This window comes from Paraglaciecola polaris LMG 21857, assembly GCF_000315055.1.
Taxonomy (GTDB): domain Bacteria; phylum Pseudomonadota; class Gammaproteobacteria; order Enterobacterales; family Alteromonadaceae; genus Paraglaciecola; species Paraglaciecola polaris.
Window position 1 is genome coordinate 43,867 of the sequence record NZ_BAER01000035.1, and the last position, 15,250, is coordinate 59,116.

Below are 15,250 nucleotides of genomic sequence, written 5' to 3' on the forward strand. Positions count from 1 at the left end.
GTTTTAGCCTTGGTGGATGTTCATAAGCTTGCGCTAGTTTACCTAACAGCAAGGTGACCGTAAGATTACAACTTTGTCATCTTTGCGTCATGTCGGTGACAGGTGCATTTAAGTAGACTGGCAGCATTGAAATAGAAGATAAAGGTTAAAGGTGATAAAGAATGAATTCGTTTACTCGGCAGTTTCCTGAGTCATTACCACGTCGCCGCTTTGTGCAAGGATTGGCAATCGGCGGAGTATTGACCTCGGTTCCCACGGTATTACACGGCGCGCCTCGCTCTCAGGACTTAACCTCGACAGGTTATGCACCACAACTGAGTGGCAAGACTATTAATTTGGAAATTGGCGCTGCCCCTGTCAATTTCACCGGTGTTGTGCGTATGGGAACCACCATAAATGGCTCTATTCCTGCGCCAACGATTCGTCTCGTTGAAGGCGACGAAGTTACTATTAATGTAACAAACCGCTTGAACGTGCCGAGTTCCATTCATTGGCATGGCATTATTCTGCCTTACCAGATGGACGGTGTGCCAGGTTTGAGTTACCCCGGTATTATGCCGGGTGAAACCTTCACCTACCGCTTCACCTTAAAACAAAGCGGCACATATTGGTATCACTCTCACAGTGGCTTTCAAGAAATGACCGGCATGTATGGCGCGTTAATTATCGAGCCAAGAGAAACCGACATTATTCACAGCGATCGGGATCTTGTGGTGCAGTTATCTGACTGGACAGATGAAAACCCCATGCAAGTGTTTGGTAAGTTGAAAACCCAAAGTGATTATTACAATTTCAATCAACCCACAGTTCAAGACTTTGTTAGAGATGTAGCAAAGAATGGCCTTAACAGTGCACTCGCTAACCGAAAAATGTGGAATGAAATGCGCATGAGTCCCACAGACTTGGCTGATTTGTCAAACGCCACATTGACCTATCTGATGAATGGCACAACCCCCATGGGCAATTGGCATGGTATCTTCAAACCCGGTGAAAAAGTGCGTTTGCGCTTTATTAATGGCTCAAGCAATAGCTTTTTCGATGTGCGCATTCCTGAATTAAAAATGACTGTTGTTCAGGCTGATGGACAAAACATTGAGCCGGTCAGCGTCGATGAATTTCGTTTTGGCCCGGGAGAAACCTATGACGTCATTGTGCAACCTAAAAATGATGCCTACACCCTGTTTGCGCAAAGCATGGACCGTAGTGGCTACGCCCGTGGCACGCTAGCCATAGCAGAAAGTCTAGACGCCCCGGTTCCGGCACTGGATCCGGTGGAATGGCTCACCATGTCTGACATGATGGGCGATATGTCAAACATGTCAGCGATGAACTCGTCAACGGATCATAGCCAACACAATATGCAAAGTGGCTCTTTGGCTGTCGCATCAAGCACGGTGCGCCATGCCAGCACCGAATATGGCCCGTCGGTAGACATGCGCGTCGATACGCCACGTACTAATTTAGACGACCCAGGTATTGGCTTAAGAAAGAACGGACGCCGGGTACTCACCTTAGCGGATTTGCATTCTCTGGCTGGTATTACCGACCACCGTGAGCCGGAGGCAGAAATAGAGCTGCATTTAACGGGCAATATGGAACGCTACAGCTGGTCAATTGATGGACTCGAATTCGGCGAAAGTACACCGGTACATATGAAGCACAATCAACGTGTCAGGGTCATTTTGCAAAATGACACTATGATGACGCACCCGATGCACTTACATGGGATGTGGAGTGATTTAGAAAACCAACAATCGGCAGTGCAAGTAAGAAGACACACTATTCCGGTACAACCGGCACAGCGAATTAGCTTCTTAACGACGCCTCATGATGTGGGCCGCTGGGCTTGGCATTGTCATCTTTTATTTCATATGGACGCGGGCATGTTCCGTGAAGTGGTGGTCGCATGATAAATCCTCTAAACACGCTTTCAGCTGCGGGTATCTTATTCTCTTGCAGTGCTTTGCTGACCAGCCAAAACGTTGAGGCGCAGCAATATTCTGAGCAGAGCGCCGCTGCACAAGAGCAGGCATCTGGCGCAATGGATCACAGTAAGATGGCCCATAGCAAGATGGATATGGACGCCACGGATCAAGACGCCATGGATCAAGACGCAATGGATCACAGCAAGATGGACCATAGCAAGATGAACATGGACGCCATGGATCAAGGCACTATGGATCACAGTAAGATGGACCATAGCAAGATGGACATGGACGCCATGGATCAAGGCACTATGGATCACAGTAAGATGAACCATAGCGAGATGGACATGGACGCCACGGACCAAAGCACCATGGATCACAGCAATATGGACATGGACGCCATGGATCAAGGTGCAATGGATCACAGTGCAATGAAAATGCAACCTCAAGGCGGGGAGGCACCCGCGAATGCTCGCGATCCCCATGCTTATTCATCAGGTTATACCTTAACGGACGGGCCCTATGCGCTGGCTATCCCGAAGCGACTTACCTTAGCGGACGAACACAGCTTTTGGTCAGTATTAGGTGACCGACTAGAGTACAACAACGATGAAAACAGTACTGTCTATGACGTGCAAGGGTGGTATGGCACTACTTTTGAGCGTGCAGTCGTAAAAGCAGAAGGCGACGTCGTTCAAGGCCAGCTAGTAGAAAGTCAGACTGAGCTGCTCTGGTCCCATGCGTTTGCTGCTTATTGGGATACCCAGTTAGGCATTAGATATGATCAATTTGATGAAGGTGAAGATCGCCGTTGGTTAGCATTTGGCTTTCAAGGCCTTGCCCCTTATTGGTTTGAAGTCGATGTCAGTGCTTATTTAGGTGAGAATGGCCGTACAGCAGTGTCTGCTGAAGCAGAATACGAGTTGCTTCTCACCCAACGTTGGGTATTGCAGAGTCGCGTTGAAATGAGTCTGAACGGCAAAGATGACGAAATAAATGGCGTGGGGAAAGGACTATCGTCCCTTAGCGCAGGCCTGCGTTTACGCTATGAATTTTCACGCCAATTCGCGCCCTATGTCGGCATAGAATGGACACAGAAATACGGTAACAGCGCTGACTTTGCCCGAGCACGGGATGAAGAAGCCAGCAACACCAGTGTGGTAGCCGGATTGCGCTTTTGGTTTTAAGCAAATCCCAGCCACCTAAACCCTTTTTAATCACCAAATAACATCAACACTATTATCGAGGTTCAAATGAAAAGAGTAAAAATCGCCGCTTGTATATTAGGCTTAGCCATCAGTGCCTCCAGTTGGGCCCATGTAGGACTAAAACAGGCCTCTCCGGCACAGGACGCTATGCTGATGCAAAGCCCGAGCAACTTGTCACTGACCTTCAGTGGTAAAGTTCGCGTCATTAAGTTGAGCATCAATGCTGACAATAAAACTCCTGTGGAATTTGGTTTCAAGGCAAATGCGGATGCTGAGTCAATGTATGAGTGGCCCTTACCCACCCTTGCAGCAGGCAGCTATGGGGTTAATTGGGTCGCCTTAGGTGAGGACGGGCATAAAATGTCTGGCCAATATCAATTTACTTTGCACGGGCAAGGCATGATGAAAGATATGCCTATGGAAGATACCTCTCACAACGCACATAAGCACTAGGTAACGCAAGCTAATGGATGTATCCACTTGGTCAATTTTATTACTACTAACAAAACTGATTAGTTATGTAGGCGTAGCTGCTTTCTTCGGTGGCTTATTGATAACCTACATGCTGGTAAAAGACCAAGGGGGTAGCACGAGCAGCAATGATGAATATTGCTCGGTTATTTATCGCTGGCAACTAAAATGGCTCGTCGCATCCCTAATTGCGGCCCTGTTGTACCTGCCATTGCAGGCCGGCTCAATGGCAGAAACTGGATTATCTGGCATGGTTGACAGCATGATGCTAAACATCGCTTGGCAATCTGTGCTGGGCACGCAAACCTTGTGGCGGATATTGAGCCTAGTATTAATAATCGGCTGGCTGCTATGGATACACCTAAGCCAAGGTAAGATGCCGCTAAATTCCAACTCAGCTCAAGGCCGTTACAAACCGAGCCAATACGCCTTAGGCTTGATATTTGGCTTGATACTCGCGGCAAGTTTTTCCCTATCAGGTCACCCGGTTGAACTGGGATTAACGGCACAAGTACTATTAACCTTGCATGTCATCGCAATGGCGAGTTGGGCGGGTGCGCTATGGCCACTATATATAAGTTGTCGCCTACTCCCCAGCGATAAGCTTGGCCTTATCATGCATCAATACGGGCAAATCGCTATGGTCATAGTCGCCATGTTGATCATATGCGGCGGTATATTAATTGTGCAGCTACTCGGCTCAGTTGGCGAGTTATTTACTTCTGGCTACGGGCAATTAGTTTTGCTCAAATTAACATTAGTCAGCAGTATGTTACTGTTAGGCGCATGGCATAAGTTTTCTTTGGTACCTGAGTTGCTCCGCAGCCATAACCCTTCACCGCTCAAAAAATCCATCGCGTTCGAAGGCATCATTTGCGTTGGTGTGTTACTTGTCACCAGTATATTTACTACTTTAGTGGGACCTGTGATGCATTAAATGCAGCTAACAATTACAATAAAAAAGGCAAAAATATGTTAATAAATACCGTACGTAATACATTGATAGCAAGCGCAGTCATATTCTGCGCATCATTCTCATTAAATATTTATGCCCATGGCAATGAAGTGCATGAAACAAAAGATCCCATGTTTGTCGGTCTAGAGTTAGCACCCGCAAAAACCGTAAGCGCTTTTCATCAAGCTTTAAAACAAGGTGACCAAGCCGCGGCCCGGGCGACACTGGCTGATGATGTGTTAATATTTGAGGGGGGTGTCGAGCGCTCAGCCGACGAATATGCCAACCACCATATGTTAACCGATATGAAGTTTTTAGCTCAGATGAACAGTACCCCGTTAGAGCAACAAGTCTATGTGTTAGGTGATCTTGCTTACTCAGTTGCCAGAAACCGTACCCAGGGTGAATACAAAGACAAAACCTTAGACTATATTGGCTTTGAAACCATTGTGCTTAAGAAAGTCGATGCTCTATGGAAAATTGCTCATATTCACTGGTCAAAATAACGAGGTGTACATGCATTCACAGCATATTATTCTTTTACTCACGTTGGCATTACCGATATTAGCTGGCTGTTCGGAGCCGGTACCGGCGCCCTTAGAGCAAACGACTCAGCGTATACCTGATTCAGCACAAAGCGAGCAAAGCGTCAGCTTAAGGGTTTACAAAACGCCGTCTTGCGGCTGTTGTAAAAAATGGATAAGTCATTTGGAAGATCAGGGCATATCCACCAGCGCCGTCAATTTACCTGACTTGGAAGAAGTAAAATTTAATTTTGATATCGCTCCACGTTATCGTTCTTGTCATAGTGCAGTTTCTGAAAACGGTTATGTATTTGAAGGACATGTACCGAGTAAATTCATAAAACAGTTTTTAAATGATGTGCCAGCAAGAGCTATCGGCCTTGCAGTACCTGGCATGCCCGCCGGCTCTCCGGGTATGGAAATGGGTGATAGATTTATGCCTTATCAAGTGCTGCTATTGCAACGAGATGGCAGCAGCCGAGTGTATGCAGAGGTAAGCAGTTATGAGGAACAATTTTAACCCTTAACCTCTTGCGTGTGGCTTTACCCCTTGATACCCAATCAGGGGGCTTTCTCATAAAAATTCATGCCAATTGACATACAGTCACCTACATTTCAATCAGAATCACAGTGCTAAAGTACTATGTCTGATGTCTTCGCTACCGCCTATATTCATTGCTGTCACACGATAAGAATAACGAACGAGGACAGCAAAAATGAACATAAAAGAGAATTACAGAATACAACTTTTTACGCTGCTAGCCTGCCTAGTACTGCCTTTTTATGCCTTCGCCTGCAAAGATGCAGTCGTACTGGTACACGGCAATACTGCCACCCCAGCTAGCTGGGATAATACTTACAACTATCTATTGAGTAATGGTTATAGCAGCAGCGACATATATCGCCCTGATTGGGGCTCAAAATACTGCGCAGCGTGTAATAATCATAGCGGCAGTGAAGAACCCCCTGTGCGCCAAGCAATACAGAGTGCCTTAGCCTCCTCCTGTACAGGCAAAATTGATGTCATCGGCCATTCTATGGGTGCAACCTTAGCCGCACAGCAAATTGATAAGTTAGCGGCGGCCAGTCAAGTGGATACCTTTGTGGGGATTGCTGGGGCATTTTTAGGGCTCAAAAGTTGTGGTTATTATCCTTATAATGTGTGGAGTTCCACTTGTGGTTCAGCTGGCTTATCCGTTAGCAGCCCATTTTTGGATAGTATTTATAATGTCCCGCTGGCCTCTAAAGTCTATTCGATCAAAAGCTATATAGATCAGATCGTATGCTCGACTGGCAGCTGTACCATAGGTGGTGTGCACAGTAGTCGTATTGCAAATGAAGACGCTACGTTTAGTTATTCATTAGGTCATTTTGGCTTACAAACCGATACCGCACAGAAGCAGTATCAGTTAATTCAATAGCATTTAGCAGGCAAAAAAATAGCCGCAATGCGGCTATTTTTTGAAGACCTAAAAAACGTTTAAAAATCGTATTTATAACTCAGCTTGACTGTGGTTCCAATAGAACGCGTTCTTACCGAAAGGCCATTCTGCGTGACGTCCTGATCCTCACCTAACAGATTTTTAAGCGTCAACTTTACGGTTGAGTTAAAATCTGGATAGTATGAGTAGGTTGCGTCTAAAGAATGAAACGGTTGTTCAAACGAATCTTCACGACCATTGATCCCTGACGCCAGAATACGCTCACCAAATACGTTGTACACCAGTGAGCCACTGTGGTTGCCATTTGCAGAATCGTAACTTAATTGCATATTTACAACATATTGAGAATGACCCGTCATTCGTTTTGATGTATTCGTTAGGTTACCCGCTGAAGCTGCATCAATTTGTACTTCGGAGTCACTTAAAGTGATATTCCCTGAGGTAAAGAATCCGTCAGATACCCAACTCAAGTCATATAACCATTCAGCTTCAACACCATATACTTCTGCTGTTTCGCCGTTCGTGAAACTCGCTGTGTAGCTCGAATCACCTACATTTAAGACGGTTTCAATCGGGTTAGCGATATCTTTGTAAAAAGCGGAAAGCGCTAAGTTATCACCATCATCGAAATACAATTCATAACGAAGGTCATAGTTTTTCAACGTTGTTGAACTAAGCGTCGTACTGCCCGTTGTACGAATGTCCGTTAACGGATCGTTGTAACCAACCGGCACCACTTCACGTAAGTCGGGACGCACCACGGTCTCCCCATAACCGAAGCGTAACTGGTAATCATCACCGCCGACGTAAGTTAAGCTGAGCGCTGGATAGAAGTCATCATCATTTACGGTGCCGTTAAGAATATCTTCTTCGCTGTAATAATTATCAGAATCTTCTTTAGTGAATATCAAGCTCGAAGATGACAATGAAACTTGCTTAAATGATTCGTAACGTAAACCACCGCTAATACGCCAGATGCCTTTATAAAAAACATCAAAGGCTGCATAACCTGCATCGATTTTCTGCGCGGCTAAGTAATCATCCGCTTCGGGAGCAATAGGTTCATTAAAGTTAATCAACATATTCGTATCAATGAACGCGTCGCTTAGATAATTCGTTAACGACAGAATTTCTGACTCGTTATCATTCACAACAATCGACGAATTGCTATTATCAAGGAAGAAGCTTGAGGTTGTATAAATACGAGCTCGGTCAACAAAATCCCAACCACCTGTTATCTCGACTTCCAGATCCTTGAATGTCAAAGGCAGCGTGATATTGCCACCCCAAGACTTCATGTTGTCTTCCATATCAACGAACTGATAATTTGCCCGCCCCTGAGCACCATCAATGAATGAGCCCGTGTAGGCGCCATTATCATACGTATCAGTGAACTCGTACGCGACATTTAAAGGGTTATTCGTTTCCGCACTCGATTCTGTGTATTGCCAATCAACACCGACCCCCATGTAGTCAAGGAATGTGTGCTGCCCACGAAATTGATCTACATCCAGAGTGCGTTCTTCGTAGTTGAAACTATGAGTGCGATCGGCTTCATTATCAGCAGCAATAGTAATGTTTTGGCTCGGATTTTGTGAAATTGAGATTTCCGATTCATCTTCATTATCTTCGATGTAAATTTTGGTATAGCTAACACTGTGATTATTTAACTTATAACCGAGGCTCAACAGTCCGTTAAGGCGCTCTTCTTGAGTGGTCATCTGTGACTCAGAAAAAGTATCAAAACAAGAGTTTTGCACATCTTGTGCGGTAGCAAGTTCACTCGAGCAATCACTGATTGGTGTTGCACTGGTCACTGCGCTAGAGCGGTCTGAATACGTCCACTTATTGTCATACGCTAAAGAGGCTAAAAAGCCAATTTGACCACCTAAAAATTCTTCGTCGACACTATTGCCTATAAAAGCTTGGGCTGAATAGTTAGGGTCTAACGATTCATCTTTTAATGTGAAATTCCGTGGAAGCGACTTAGCCAAGGTTTTGTTAATGACATTTGCTTGCGCTGCGGCTGTGGTATCACCTGAAACCAAATTATCTTTAGCAATAATATTAGCTAAACCAAAATCCCCGCGATAAAAAGGAATAGCATCAGCTAATGCTTGAGGGAGCCCATCATCATTTCGATCATAGGTGTAGCCGTCTGAGTTATTACTATTACCTTCGATACCCACTTGAATGCCAGCAACAAACTCGCTCGGTATCGCTTTGGTACGAATATCAACATTTCCCCCACCAAAGGCAGCGGGCATATTGGGCGAATACGCTTTTTGAACAGATAAACTTTCGATCACGTTTGCTGGAAAAATATCCAGCGGGATAACGTTACGTGTTAAATCTGGGCTGGGAATACTCGCACCGTTTAACCGCGCGCTGGAGTATCTCTGACCTAAGCCACGCACATAGATAAACTTACCGTCTACCAAGGTTAAACCCGTCACTCGGCGAAGCGCTGACGCAGCATCGCTGTCACCGGTACGTGAAATTTGCTCTGCGCCAAGAATATCTGCGACAAAAGCCTGATTTTTGCGCTCTTCGATTACGGCTGACGCCGTGCCTTGTAGTCGAGAACCTGTCGCAACGACCTCTTCCATGACCTGGCTTTCTTGCGCGAACGCGTGACCGGCACTCACCAAAAGCCCTAGTCCTACCGAGTAGGCGACCTTTTTAAGTTTGTATTGATTGCTCACCTTAAACTCCTCGCTATAAATCGAAAAATAGGCGCTACTAGGCGCCTATTTATCTGATACAAAATGGGTTACTCGTCTGCAGCTGCGTTTGTAAACGCGTCGTTCGCCCAGTTGTACCAATCAGAAGTAGTATCGGTGTCAGATACAGCACCAATGAAGTCTGTCGCTTCAAAGAATGCATCTAGCGTAGAAGCATCAAATGCGGGAACAGTGATATCAGCACTACTCGTCAAGGTTGCGAAACCATTGGCAGCTAACACATCTGCATTTCCGCCGACAACTTCACTCGAGTTTGCCTCAAACCATTCTTGAACTGTTGTTGAATCGCTACCAGAGGTAACCGTTTCATTGCCAGCGTTAGCAAGCTGAGCACATGCGGCAACTGAGTTATGAATTGAAGCTGAGCCGTTAACGATAACCTCAGCAGCATCACCGCTATAGTTAATACACCAAGTTTGCGTGGCAACTGGTTTCACTAATAAGGTGTTGTACCAAGTAGCAGAAATCATATCGTCTAACTTAATAGCGATTGATTCGTCATCATCACGGATAGATAAACCGTCAGTGGTCAATACCGTCACGTTAGCGATAACAGGTGCTGATGCAGGCGCTTCGGCAGAAGACGTACCTTTAACACCATCAGACTCAAAACCACCGTTACCCATATTAACGGTAACGCCACTAGCGTTAACCACAGTACCTTGCTTGATTAACACGTACTGAGCACGACCCTGCCAACCCGCATCAATGTCTAAGCTGTCATCTTGGGTGTCAGTAATAACTATGTGCTTAAGATCGACAGCGCCACCGAATAACTCAATACCGTCATCAAAGCCTTGATAGATATCAACATAATCAATTTCAGTACCTGAACCAACGGCAAACAAGCTTAGCGAATTCAAATCGTTACCTGCTTCTTGGCCTGCTGGTAAACCACCAGCATAATGAATTTTTACGAACTTGATTGTTCCACTATCATCAGCATTGTCACTTCCGCCGTAGTAGCTGGTGACACCTTCGCTTTCTGCGCTACATGTGCTTGCTGCACGTTGAGCATCGGTACACTGATCAGTAATACCAAAACCATCAATCATCATGCCGCCCCAGTCGCCGTACTGAGGACCATTACCAACTGAGTCGAGACGAGTAAATTCATTTACTGACGTAAAGGTAATTGGATCGACAAGTGTACCTTCAGCCTCAATATTCGCGCCACGATTCACCAAAACGAAAGAAGTAGACTGGTTAAATGCCACCGTTGCCCCCGCTTCCACAGTGAGTGTTGGGCCATCTGTGTCGATAGTGCAGGTGCCGCCGTCAGTGTTACAGCCTTCGCCAACCACAAGTGAGCCGAGGAAATAATGGACACCATCATTACTCAAATCAACAAGCGTCACATCTGTGCTCAATGGATTACTCGCACTTACGAAAGCGGTAGAATATGAACAATCTTGGCCGTCATATGTTCCTTGAACCGTCTCACCACTCGTATTTTCATAAGAGGCACAAACGTTGGTTGTGCTATCACCACCACCCGTTGAAGGATTAGTTACGCTGTTATCTACACTATTATCTACAACAGTTGGAGTAACATTGATGTCTCCACCACAACCGGCTAGTAATAAAGCAGTTGCGACTGCTGATGCTTTGAAAAGGTTTTTAAGTTCCATGGTGCTCTCCGATAAACGCGTGATTTTTTAATGTGTTTAAAAATTTGCACGAAGATTACCGTGGCTCGGTGACATTTTTGTTACATATAAAAAGTGTCAGAAAAGTTTAATAAAAGTGTCATGAACAAAGTCAGCATCAGAGCGGTAAATCGTTACCAGAAAAAGGATTTTCTTTTTATTTCAAGGAACTAAGGCGGCGACATCAAAACGTCATTAGATGTCAGCCATTAGACAATTTTGCGCTGGGGGCTACGGCTTTACTGACAGTTCAGGGGAAAAGGCAAATGAGAACTCACTGCCCTCACCTACTTTACTCTTAATCCGCAGGCGCGAATTATGATGATTTAATACATGCTTGACGATTGATAAGCCCAAACCTGAACCGCCAGTTTTACGTGAACGTGCTTTGTCCACGCGATAGAATCGTTCCGTCAAACGGCCAAGATGTTTAGCTTCAATACCGTATCCATTGTCTGTGACTAAGTAGGTGGCTTGCTGATCGATGAGTTTCCACTGCAGATGTATTTGACCTTTTTCTTGGGTGTAATGAATAGCGTTAAATAATAGATTTGAAAAAGCGCTACGCAGCTCGGTTTCTACCCCATAAACACGCAGTTCGGGGTCAATCTCCATTGTTATAGTGTGTTGTTTAGCGTCATTTAAGGTATCCGCTTCAAGTTTAATGGTATTAAGAATTTGCGGCACATCGACGATATTTTCAGTCGCGCGTTCGTTACTGGCTTCGATACGTGATAACACTAACAGCTCTTCAATCAAGCATTGCATGCGTGTCGACTGCGCGCGCATCTCATCAAATGCTTTGGCTAAAAAGGCCTCTGAAATATTCGTTGCCCCGGGCAAGGTTTCCAAATAACCATTTATCACAGTTAATGGCGTGCGTAACTCGTGAGATACATTTGCCACAAAGTCTTTGCGCATTTTTTCAATTTGGGTGAGTTTGGTCACATCCCTTATCAGCAATAAAAGATGCTGGTCGCCATAGGGCATAATGCGGTATTCAAGAATTCGTTGATCGTTGACTGGCGAGGGAACCTCAATCGGTTTTTCATACTCTTTATTATGATAAAACTCCACAAACTGTGGATGGCGAACCAGGTTGTAAATTCTACGACCAGCATCATCAGGCCAGCGCAAACCAAGTTCAATACGCGCCAAGCGGTTACACCAAATAATAGCAGCGTTGGCATCAACGACGACCGCGGCATCAGGCAAGGCCTCAGAGCCTTCCCTAAAACGCTTCACTAACACGCCTAGCTCTTTACGCTTTGCTCTATTGCGTCGTTGCAGGGTATATATGCCATCATAAATATGCTCCCAAACTCCATTAACTTTGGGAGGCGTTATTTTCTTGCTCTGCCACAACCAATGATTAAGGCGATAGATATTCCAGTAGTGACTGGCAAGCAGCAGCAGTGCACCAATAGCGATGGCCCAACTCAGTTCTGAAAAATACCAGCCAAGTAGGATCACCACCAGAAAATAGGCCGCAACACGGCCAAGGCTTCTTAGCCATGAGAAAGGGTAATACATGGCAGCAACTGTTCTCCTTTGCAGCCGAATTAGCAACGAAAGCGGGAATTTCCCTAACTACACCTTCACAGAGAATCGATAACCAGAGCCGCGCACCGTTTGGATCATGTTGTCATGACCAAAACGTGAAATAGCCTTACGCAAGCGCCTAATATGCACATCGACTGTTCGGTCTTCTACGTACACGTTAGTACCCCACACATTATCTAGCAATTGTTCACGGCTATAAACGCGCTCAGCATGAGACATAAAGAAGTGCAGTAACTTAAATTCCGTCGGCCCCATATCTAAAGGTTCATCATTAGCGCTGGCTCGATGAGAAACAGGATCGAGTTTTAAACCGCTAAACTCGATAAGTTCATCACTGGACGTAGGCGTAACCCGTCTGATAACCGCTTTTATTCGCGCCACTAGCTCTTTAGGTGAAAAGGGTTTAGTCACATAATCGTCGGCGCCAGAATCTAGGCCGCGCACCTTATCTTCCTCTTCACCGCGAGCGGTAACCATGATAATTGGAATGTCACGGGTAAATTCATGTTGTTTCAAACGTTTGGCCAATTGCACACCGCTGCCACCTGGCAACATCCAATCCAATAGAATCAGGTCCGGATAGGGTTCAACCATCTTTTCCAGCGCAACATCAAAATCTTCAGCTTCAATGGTTTCATAACCCGATTGCTCTAAGACAAATTTCAACATTTCTCTGATTGGTGCTTCATCTTCAACCAGTAATACTCGTTTGGCCATTTTGGCTTTCCTGTTCATGACAAAGTCCGTAATTATTCGTTAGCTCTGTGACATATTTATTAAAGTTACCATAAAGAGTGTAATAACCATGCCTAAAAGCATCAAAAGCAACTGGGTTTTTGTCATATCATGGGAATATATCTATTATTTTCAAATACTTGCTTTTTATTACAACGAGATGGCAATGATTGATAGTGACTTGTTAATTTTATCCATTACGCATATTCTTACTTTTCATCGTTCTCACGGATTGACAAATGACTAACGAAAAAAGCACGTTATCAAAGAAGCTTTTAACACGTGTTCTGTCGGTTTATTTTATATTAACCCTCATAGTAACAGCGGGACAAATATTTACCGAGTATGTGAATGCAAAAAGTCATATTGCTGGTGAGTTACAAACCCTCAAAAACACCTTCAGCACAAGCTTAACGCGCGCCATGTGGGAGTTAAACATGGCCCAGGCTAAGTCAATTGCCACGGGATTGATGGAATTGCCCATAGTCGAAGGCGTGCAAATTCGTGATGAAAATGGCCAATACATTGCCAACTTAGGCCGCACCACAGAACAGTCCCAGTCGCCCATAATTAAGGGCACAGTGCAGGATAATATCGGTGGAACATTTGGCTATAGCTTTCCGCTGATATTTGAATTTTCAGGGCGTACCTCTTTGGTGGGCGATGTAACCTTGTATTCCAGTGCACAAATTATTTTCAGTCGTATTGAAGTGGGTATTTTCTTTCTGATTGGCAATGCCATCGTCAAGACTGCATTTTTAGTATTCCTGTTTATGAGTGCCTTTCGCACCATGCTAACCAACCCCTTAAACGAGTTACGTCAACAGATATCTGATTTCGACATCGACGATTTAGAATCGTCTAAATTACATCTAAACGTGTCAGATGATAACGAATTCACCTTGTTAGAACATGCGTATAATGGCTTAGTGGACGGAATGGCGGACTTTCAAAGCCGCCTGAACGGTGCACAAGTTGAACTACAAGAAGCCAATCGAATGCTCGACGACCACAATATTTCATTGGAACAGGAGGTCGCCAAAAAAACCGCCACATTGAGTAAAATAATGCTTGATTTGGAACAACAAAAAGATGAGTTGATTATTAATCAGCGAGAGCTTCGTCAGGAAAATGAAAATCGCCAATTTATCGAAGATGAACTGCGTAAGAGAAACAGTGAATTAGCCTCATCTATGGATACTCTGCAATTAGCCAAAGATCAGTTGGTTGAATCAGAACGTATGGCTTCACTGGGTGGCTTGGTAGCGGGTATCGCCCACGATGTGAACACCCCTCTAGGAGTAGGCGTTACGGCCACCAGCTTTTTGCAAGAGCGGCTAAACACACTGGAAAAAGCCTACCAAGAAAAGACCTTAACAGGCAGTACAATGAACACCTTTTTATCAGATGCTCAACAAACCATCACCCTGTTAACCAATAACTTAAACCGAGCATCGAACTTAATATCCAGTTTTAAACAAGTGGCGGTAGACCAAGCCAGTGAAGCTGAGCGAGAAATTAACCTTAAAGAATACCTCAATGAAGTCATTCAATCTTTGGCCCCAAGTCTGAAAAAAACCCAGCATGTCATTAACATCAGTTGTCCCGATCAAGTCATCATAGTGCGCGCGCCAGGTATGCTAGCGCAAATTTTTACCAATATGATCATGAATTCAATCATTCATGGTTTTGAAGATATCACCAAAGGCACCATCAATATTAGCGTTAACCAATCGCCTGATTCCTTGAGCATTGATTACAGCGATAACGGTAAAGGCTTGCCAAGTAGTTCACTGGCGCAGCATTTTGATGCCTTCTATACCACAAAGCGCGGTAAAGGCGGCAGCGGCTTGGGCACTCACATTATGTACAACCTTGTCACCCAAACGCTTAAAGGCGATATTGAAGTATTTAGCGAACCAGACAAAGGCTTACAATACCGAATCACCATCCCGCTACATTCTTAACGCTAGGTTTGGCAGTTTTGTTTAAAGACTGCTAGGCTAGCGAACATTTTTATTTACCTCCAAACGT

General features: G+C 44.9%; 12 protein-coding genes. 8 read left to right on the forward strand and 4 right to left on the reverse strand.

Annotation, left to right across the window (positions count from 1 at the left end; genetic code table 11):
- Nucleotides 1-161: 161 nt before the first annotated feature.
- The 7 genes from GPLA_RS06585 to GPLA_RS06615 all read left to right on the forward strand — a co-directional run bounded on the left by GPLA_RS06585 (nucleotide 162) and on the right by GPLA_RS06615 (nucleotide 6,504).
- Nucleotides 162-1,910: a copper resistance system multicopper oxidase gene (locus tag GPLA_RS06585; protein ID WP_007104085.1), complete on the forward strand. Its 1,749-nt coding sequence runs from the start codon at nucleotides 162-164 to the stop codon at nucleotides 1,908-1,910.
- Nucleotides 1,907-3,112, forward strand: coding sequence for a copper resistance protein B (locus GPLA_RS24325; RefSeq protein ID WP_007104086.1), 1,206 nt, complete (start codon nucleotides 1,907-1,909; stop codon nucleotides 3,110-3,112). Before GPLA_RS06585 ends, GPLA_RS24325 begins: the two co-directional genes overlap by 4 nt.
- Before the next feature lie 66 nt (nucleotides 3,113-3,178).
- Complete coding sequence (locus GPLA_RS06595) at nucleotides 3,179-3,586, forward strand: copper resistance CopC family protein (protein ID WP_007104087.1); 408 nt, start codon at nucleotides 3,179-3,181, stop codon at nucleotides 3,584-3,586.
- Nucleotides 3,587-3,599: 13 nt separating this feature from the next.
- Nucleotides 3,600-4,541 (forward strand): copper resistance D family protein, encoded by a 942-nt coding sequence (locus GPLA_RS06600; protein ID WP_007104088.1) that lies wholly within the window; start codon nucleotides 3,600-3,602, stop codon nucleotides 4,539-4,541.
- 35 nt (nucleotides 4,542-4,576) lie between these two features.
- Entirely contained in the window at nucleotides 4,577-5,065 is a 489-nt protein-coding gene (locus tag GPLA_RS06605) for a YybH family protein (RefSeq protein ID WP_007104089.1), read from the forward strand.
- A 10-nt stretch (nucleotides 5,066-5,075) separates the two neighbouring features.
- Nucleotides 5,076-5,603: a DUF411 domain-containing protein gene (locus tag GPLA_RS06610; protein ID WP_007104090.1), complete on the forward strand. Its 528-nt coding sequence runs from the start codon at nucleotides 5,076-5,078 to the stop codon at nucleotides 5,601-5,603.
- Nucleotides 5,604-5,799: 196 nt separating this feature from the next.
- Entirely contained in the window at nucleotides 5,800-6,504 is a 705-nt protein-coding gene (locus GPLA_RS06615) for an esterase/lipase family protein (protein WP_007104091.1), read from the forward strand.
- Nucleotides 6,505-6,563: 59 nt separating this feature from the next.
- On the opposite strand, the gene GPLA_RS06620 is transcribed toward GPLA_RS06615, so the two are convergent.
- The 4 genes from GPLA_RS06620 to phoB form a co-directional block, all read right to left on the reverse strand.
- On the reverse strand, nucleotides 6,564-9,230 hold the full coding sequence (locus tag GPLA_RS06620) for a TonB-dependent receptor domain-containing protein (protein WP_007104092.1): 2,667 nt from the start codon (nucleotides 9,228-9,230) through the stop codon (nucleotides 6,564-6,566).
- A gap of 68 nt (nucleotides 9,231-9,298) precedes the next feature.
- On the reverse strand, nucleotides 9,299-10,900 hold the full coding sequence (locus GPLA_RS06625; protein WP_007104093.1) for a hypothetical protein: 1,602 nt from the start codon (nucleotides 10,898-10,900) through the stop codon (nucleotides 9,299-9,301).
- Nucleotides 10,901-11,149: 249 nt separating this feature from the next.
- Nucleotides 11,150-12,451 carry a phosphate regulon sensor histidine kinase PhoR gene (gene phoR / locus GPLA_RS06630; protein WP_007104094.1) on the reverse strand — a complete coding sequence of 434 codons (1,302 nt, stop codon included), beginning with the start codon at nucleotides 12,449-12,451 and terminating at the stop codon, nucleotides 11,150-11,152.
- A 57-nt stretch (nucleotides 12,452-12,508) separates the two neighbouring features.
- Nucleotides 12,509-13,198: a phosphate regulon transcriptional regulator PhoB gene (phoB, locus tag GPLA_RS06635; RefSeq protein WP_007104095.1), complete on the reverse strand. Its 690-nt coding sequence runs from the start codon at nucleotides 13,196-13,198 to the stop codon at nucleotides 12,509-12,511.
- A gap of 257 nt (nucleotides 13,199-13,455) precedes the next feature.
- Between phoB and GPLA_RS06640 the strand changes: the two genes are divergently transcribed.
- Nucleotides 13,456-15,183 carry a sensor histidine kinase gene (locus GPLA_RS06640; protein WP_007104097.1) on the forward strand — a complete coding sequence of 576 codons (1,728 nt, stop codon included), beginning with the start codon at nucleotides 13,456-13,458 and terminating at the stop codon, nucleotides 15,181-15,183.
- Nucleotides 15,184-15,250: the final 67 nt, after the last annotated feature.

What these genes read in the sequence shown, in the direction of transcription:
- GPLA_RS06615 (WP_007104091.1), top strand. Translation starts at nt 5,800, where the DNA reads ATGAACATAAAAGAGAATTACAGAATACAACTTTTTACGCTGCTAGCC.
- GPLA_RS06585 (WP_007104085.1), top strand. Translation starts at nt 162, where the DNA reads ATGAATTCGTTTACTCGGCAGTTTCCTGAGTCATTACCACGTCGCCGC.
- phoR (WP_007104094.1), bottom strand. Translation starts at nt 12,451, where the DNA reads ATGTATTACCCTTTCTCATGGCTAAGAAGCCTTGGCCGTGTTGCGGCC.
- GPLA_RS06605 (WP_007104089.1), top strand. Translation starts at nt 4,577, where the DNA reads ATGTTAATAAATACCGTACGTAATACATTGATAGCAAGCGCAGTCATA.
- phoB (WP_007104095.1), bottom strand. Translation starts at nt 13,198, where the DNA reads ATGGCCAAACGAGTATTACTGGTTGAAGATGAAGCACCAATCAGAGAA.
- GPLA_RS06610 (WP_007104090.1), top strand. Translation starts at nt 5,076, where the DNA reads ATGCATTCACAGCATATTATTCTTTTACTCACGTTGGCATTACCGATA.
- GPLA_RS06595 (WP_007104087.1), top strand. Translation starts at nt 3,179, where the DNA reads ATGAAAAGAGTAAAAATCGCCGCTTGTATATTAGGCTTAGCCATCAGT.
- GPLA_RS24325 (WP_007104086.1), top strand. Translation starts at nt 1,907, where the DNA reads ATGATAAATCCTCTAAACACGCTTTCAGCTGCGGGTATCTTATTCTCT.
- GPLA_RS06600 (WP_007104088.1), top strand. Translation starts at nt 3,600, where the DNA reads ATGGATGTATCCACTTGGTCAATTTTATTACTACTAACAAAACTGATT.
- GPLA_RS06625 (WP_007104093.1), bottom strand. Translation starts at nt 10,900, where the DNA reads ATGGAACTTAAAAACCTTTTCAAAGCATCAGCAGTCGCAACTGCTTTA.
- GPLA_RS06640 (WP_007104097.1), top strand. Translation starts at nt 13,456, where the DNA reads ATGACTAACGAAAAAAGCACGTTATCAAAGAAGCTTTTAACACGTGTT.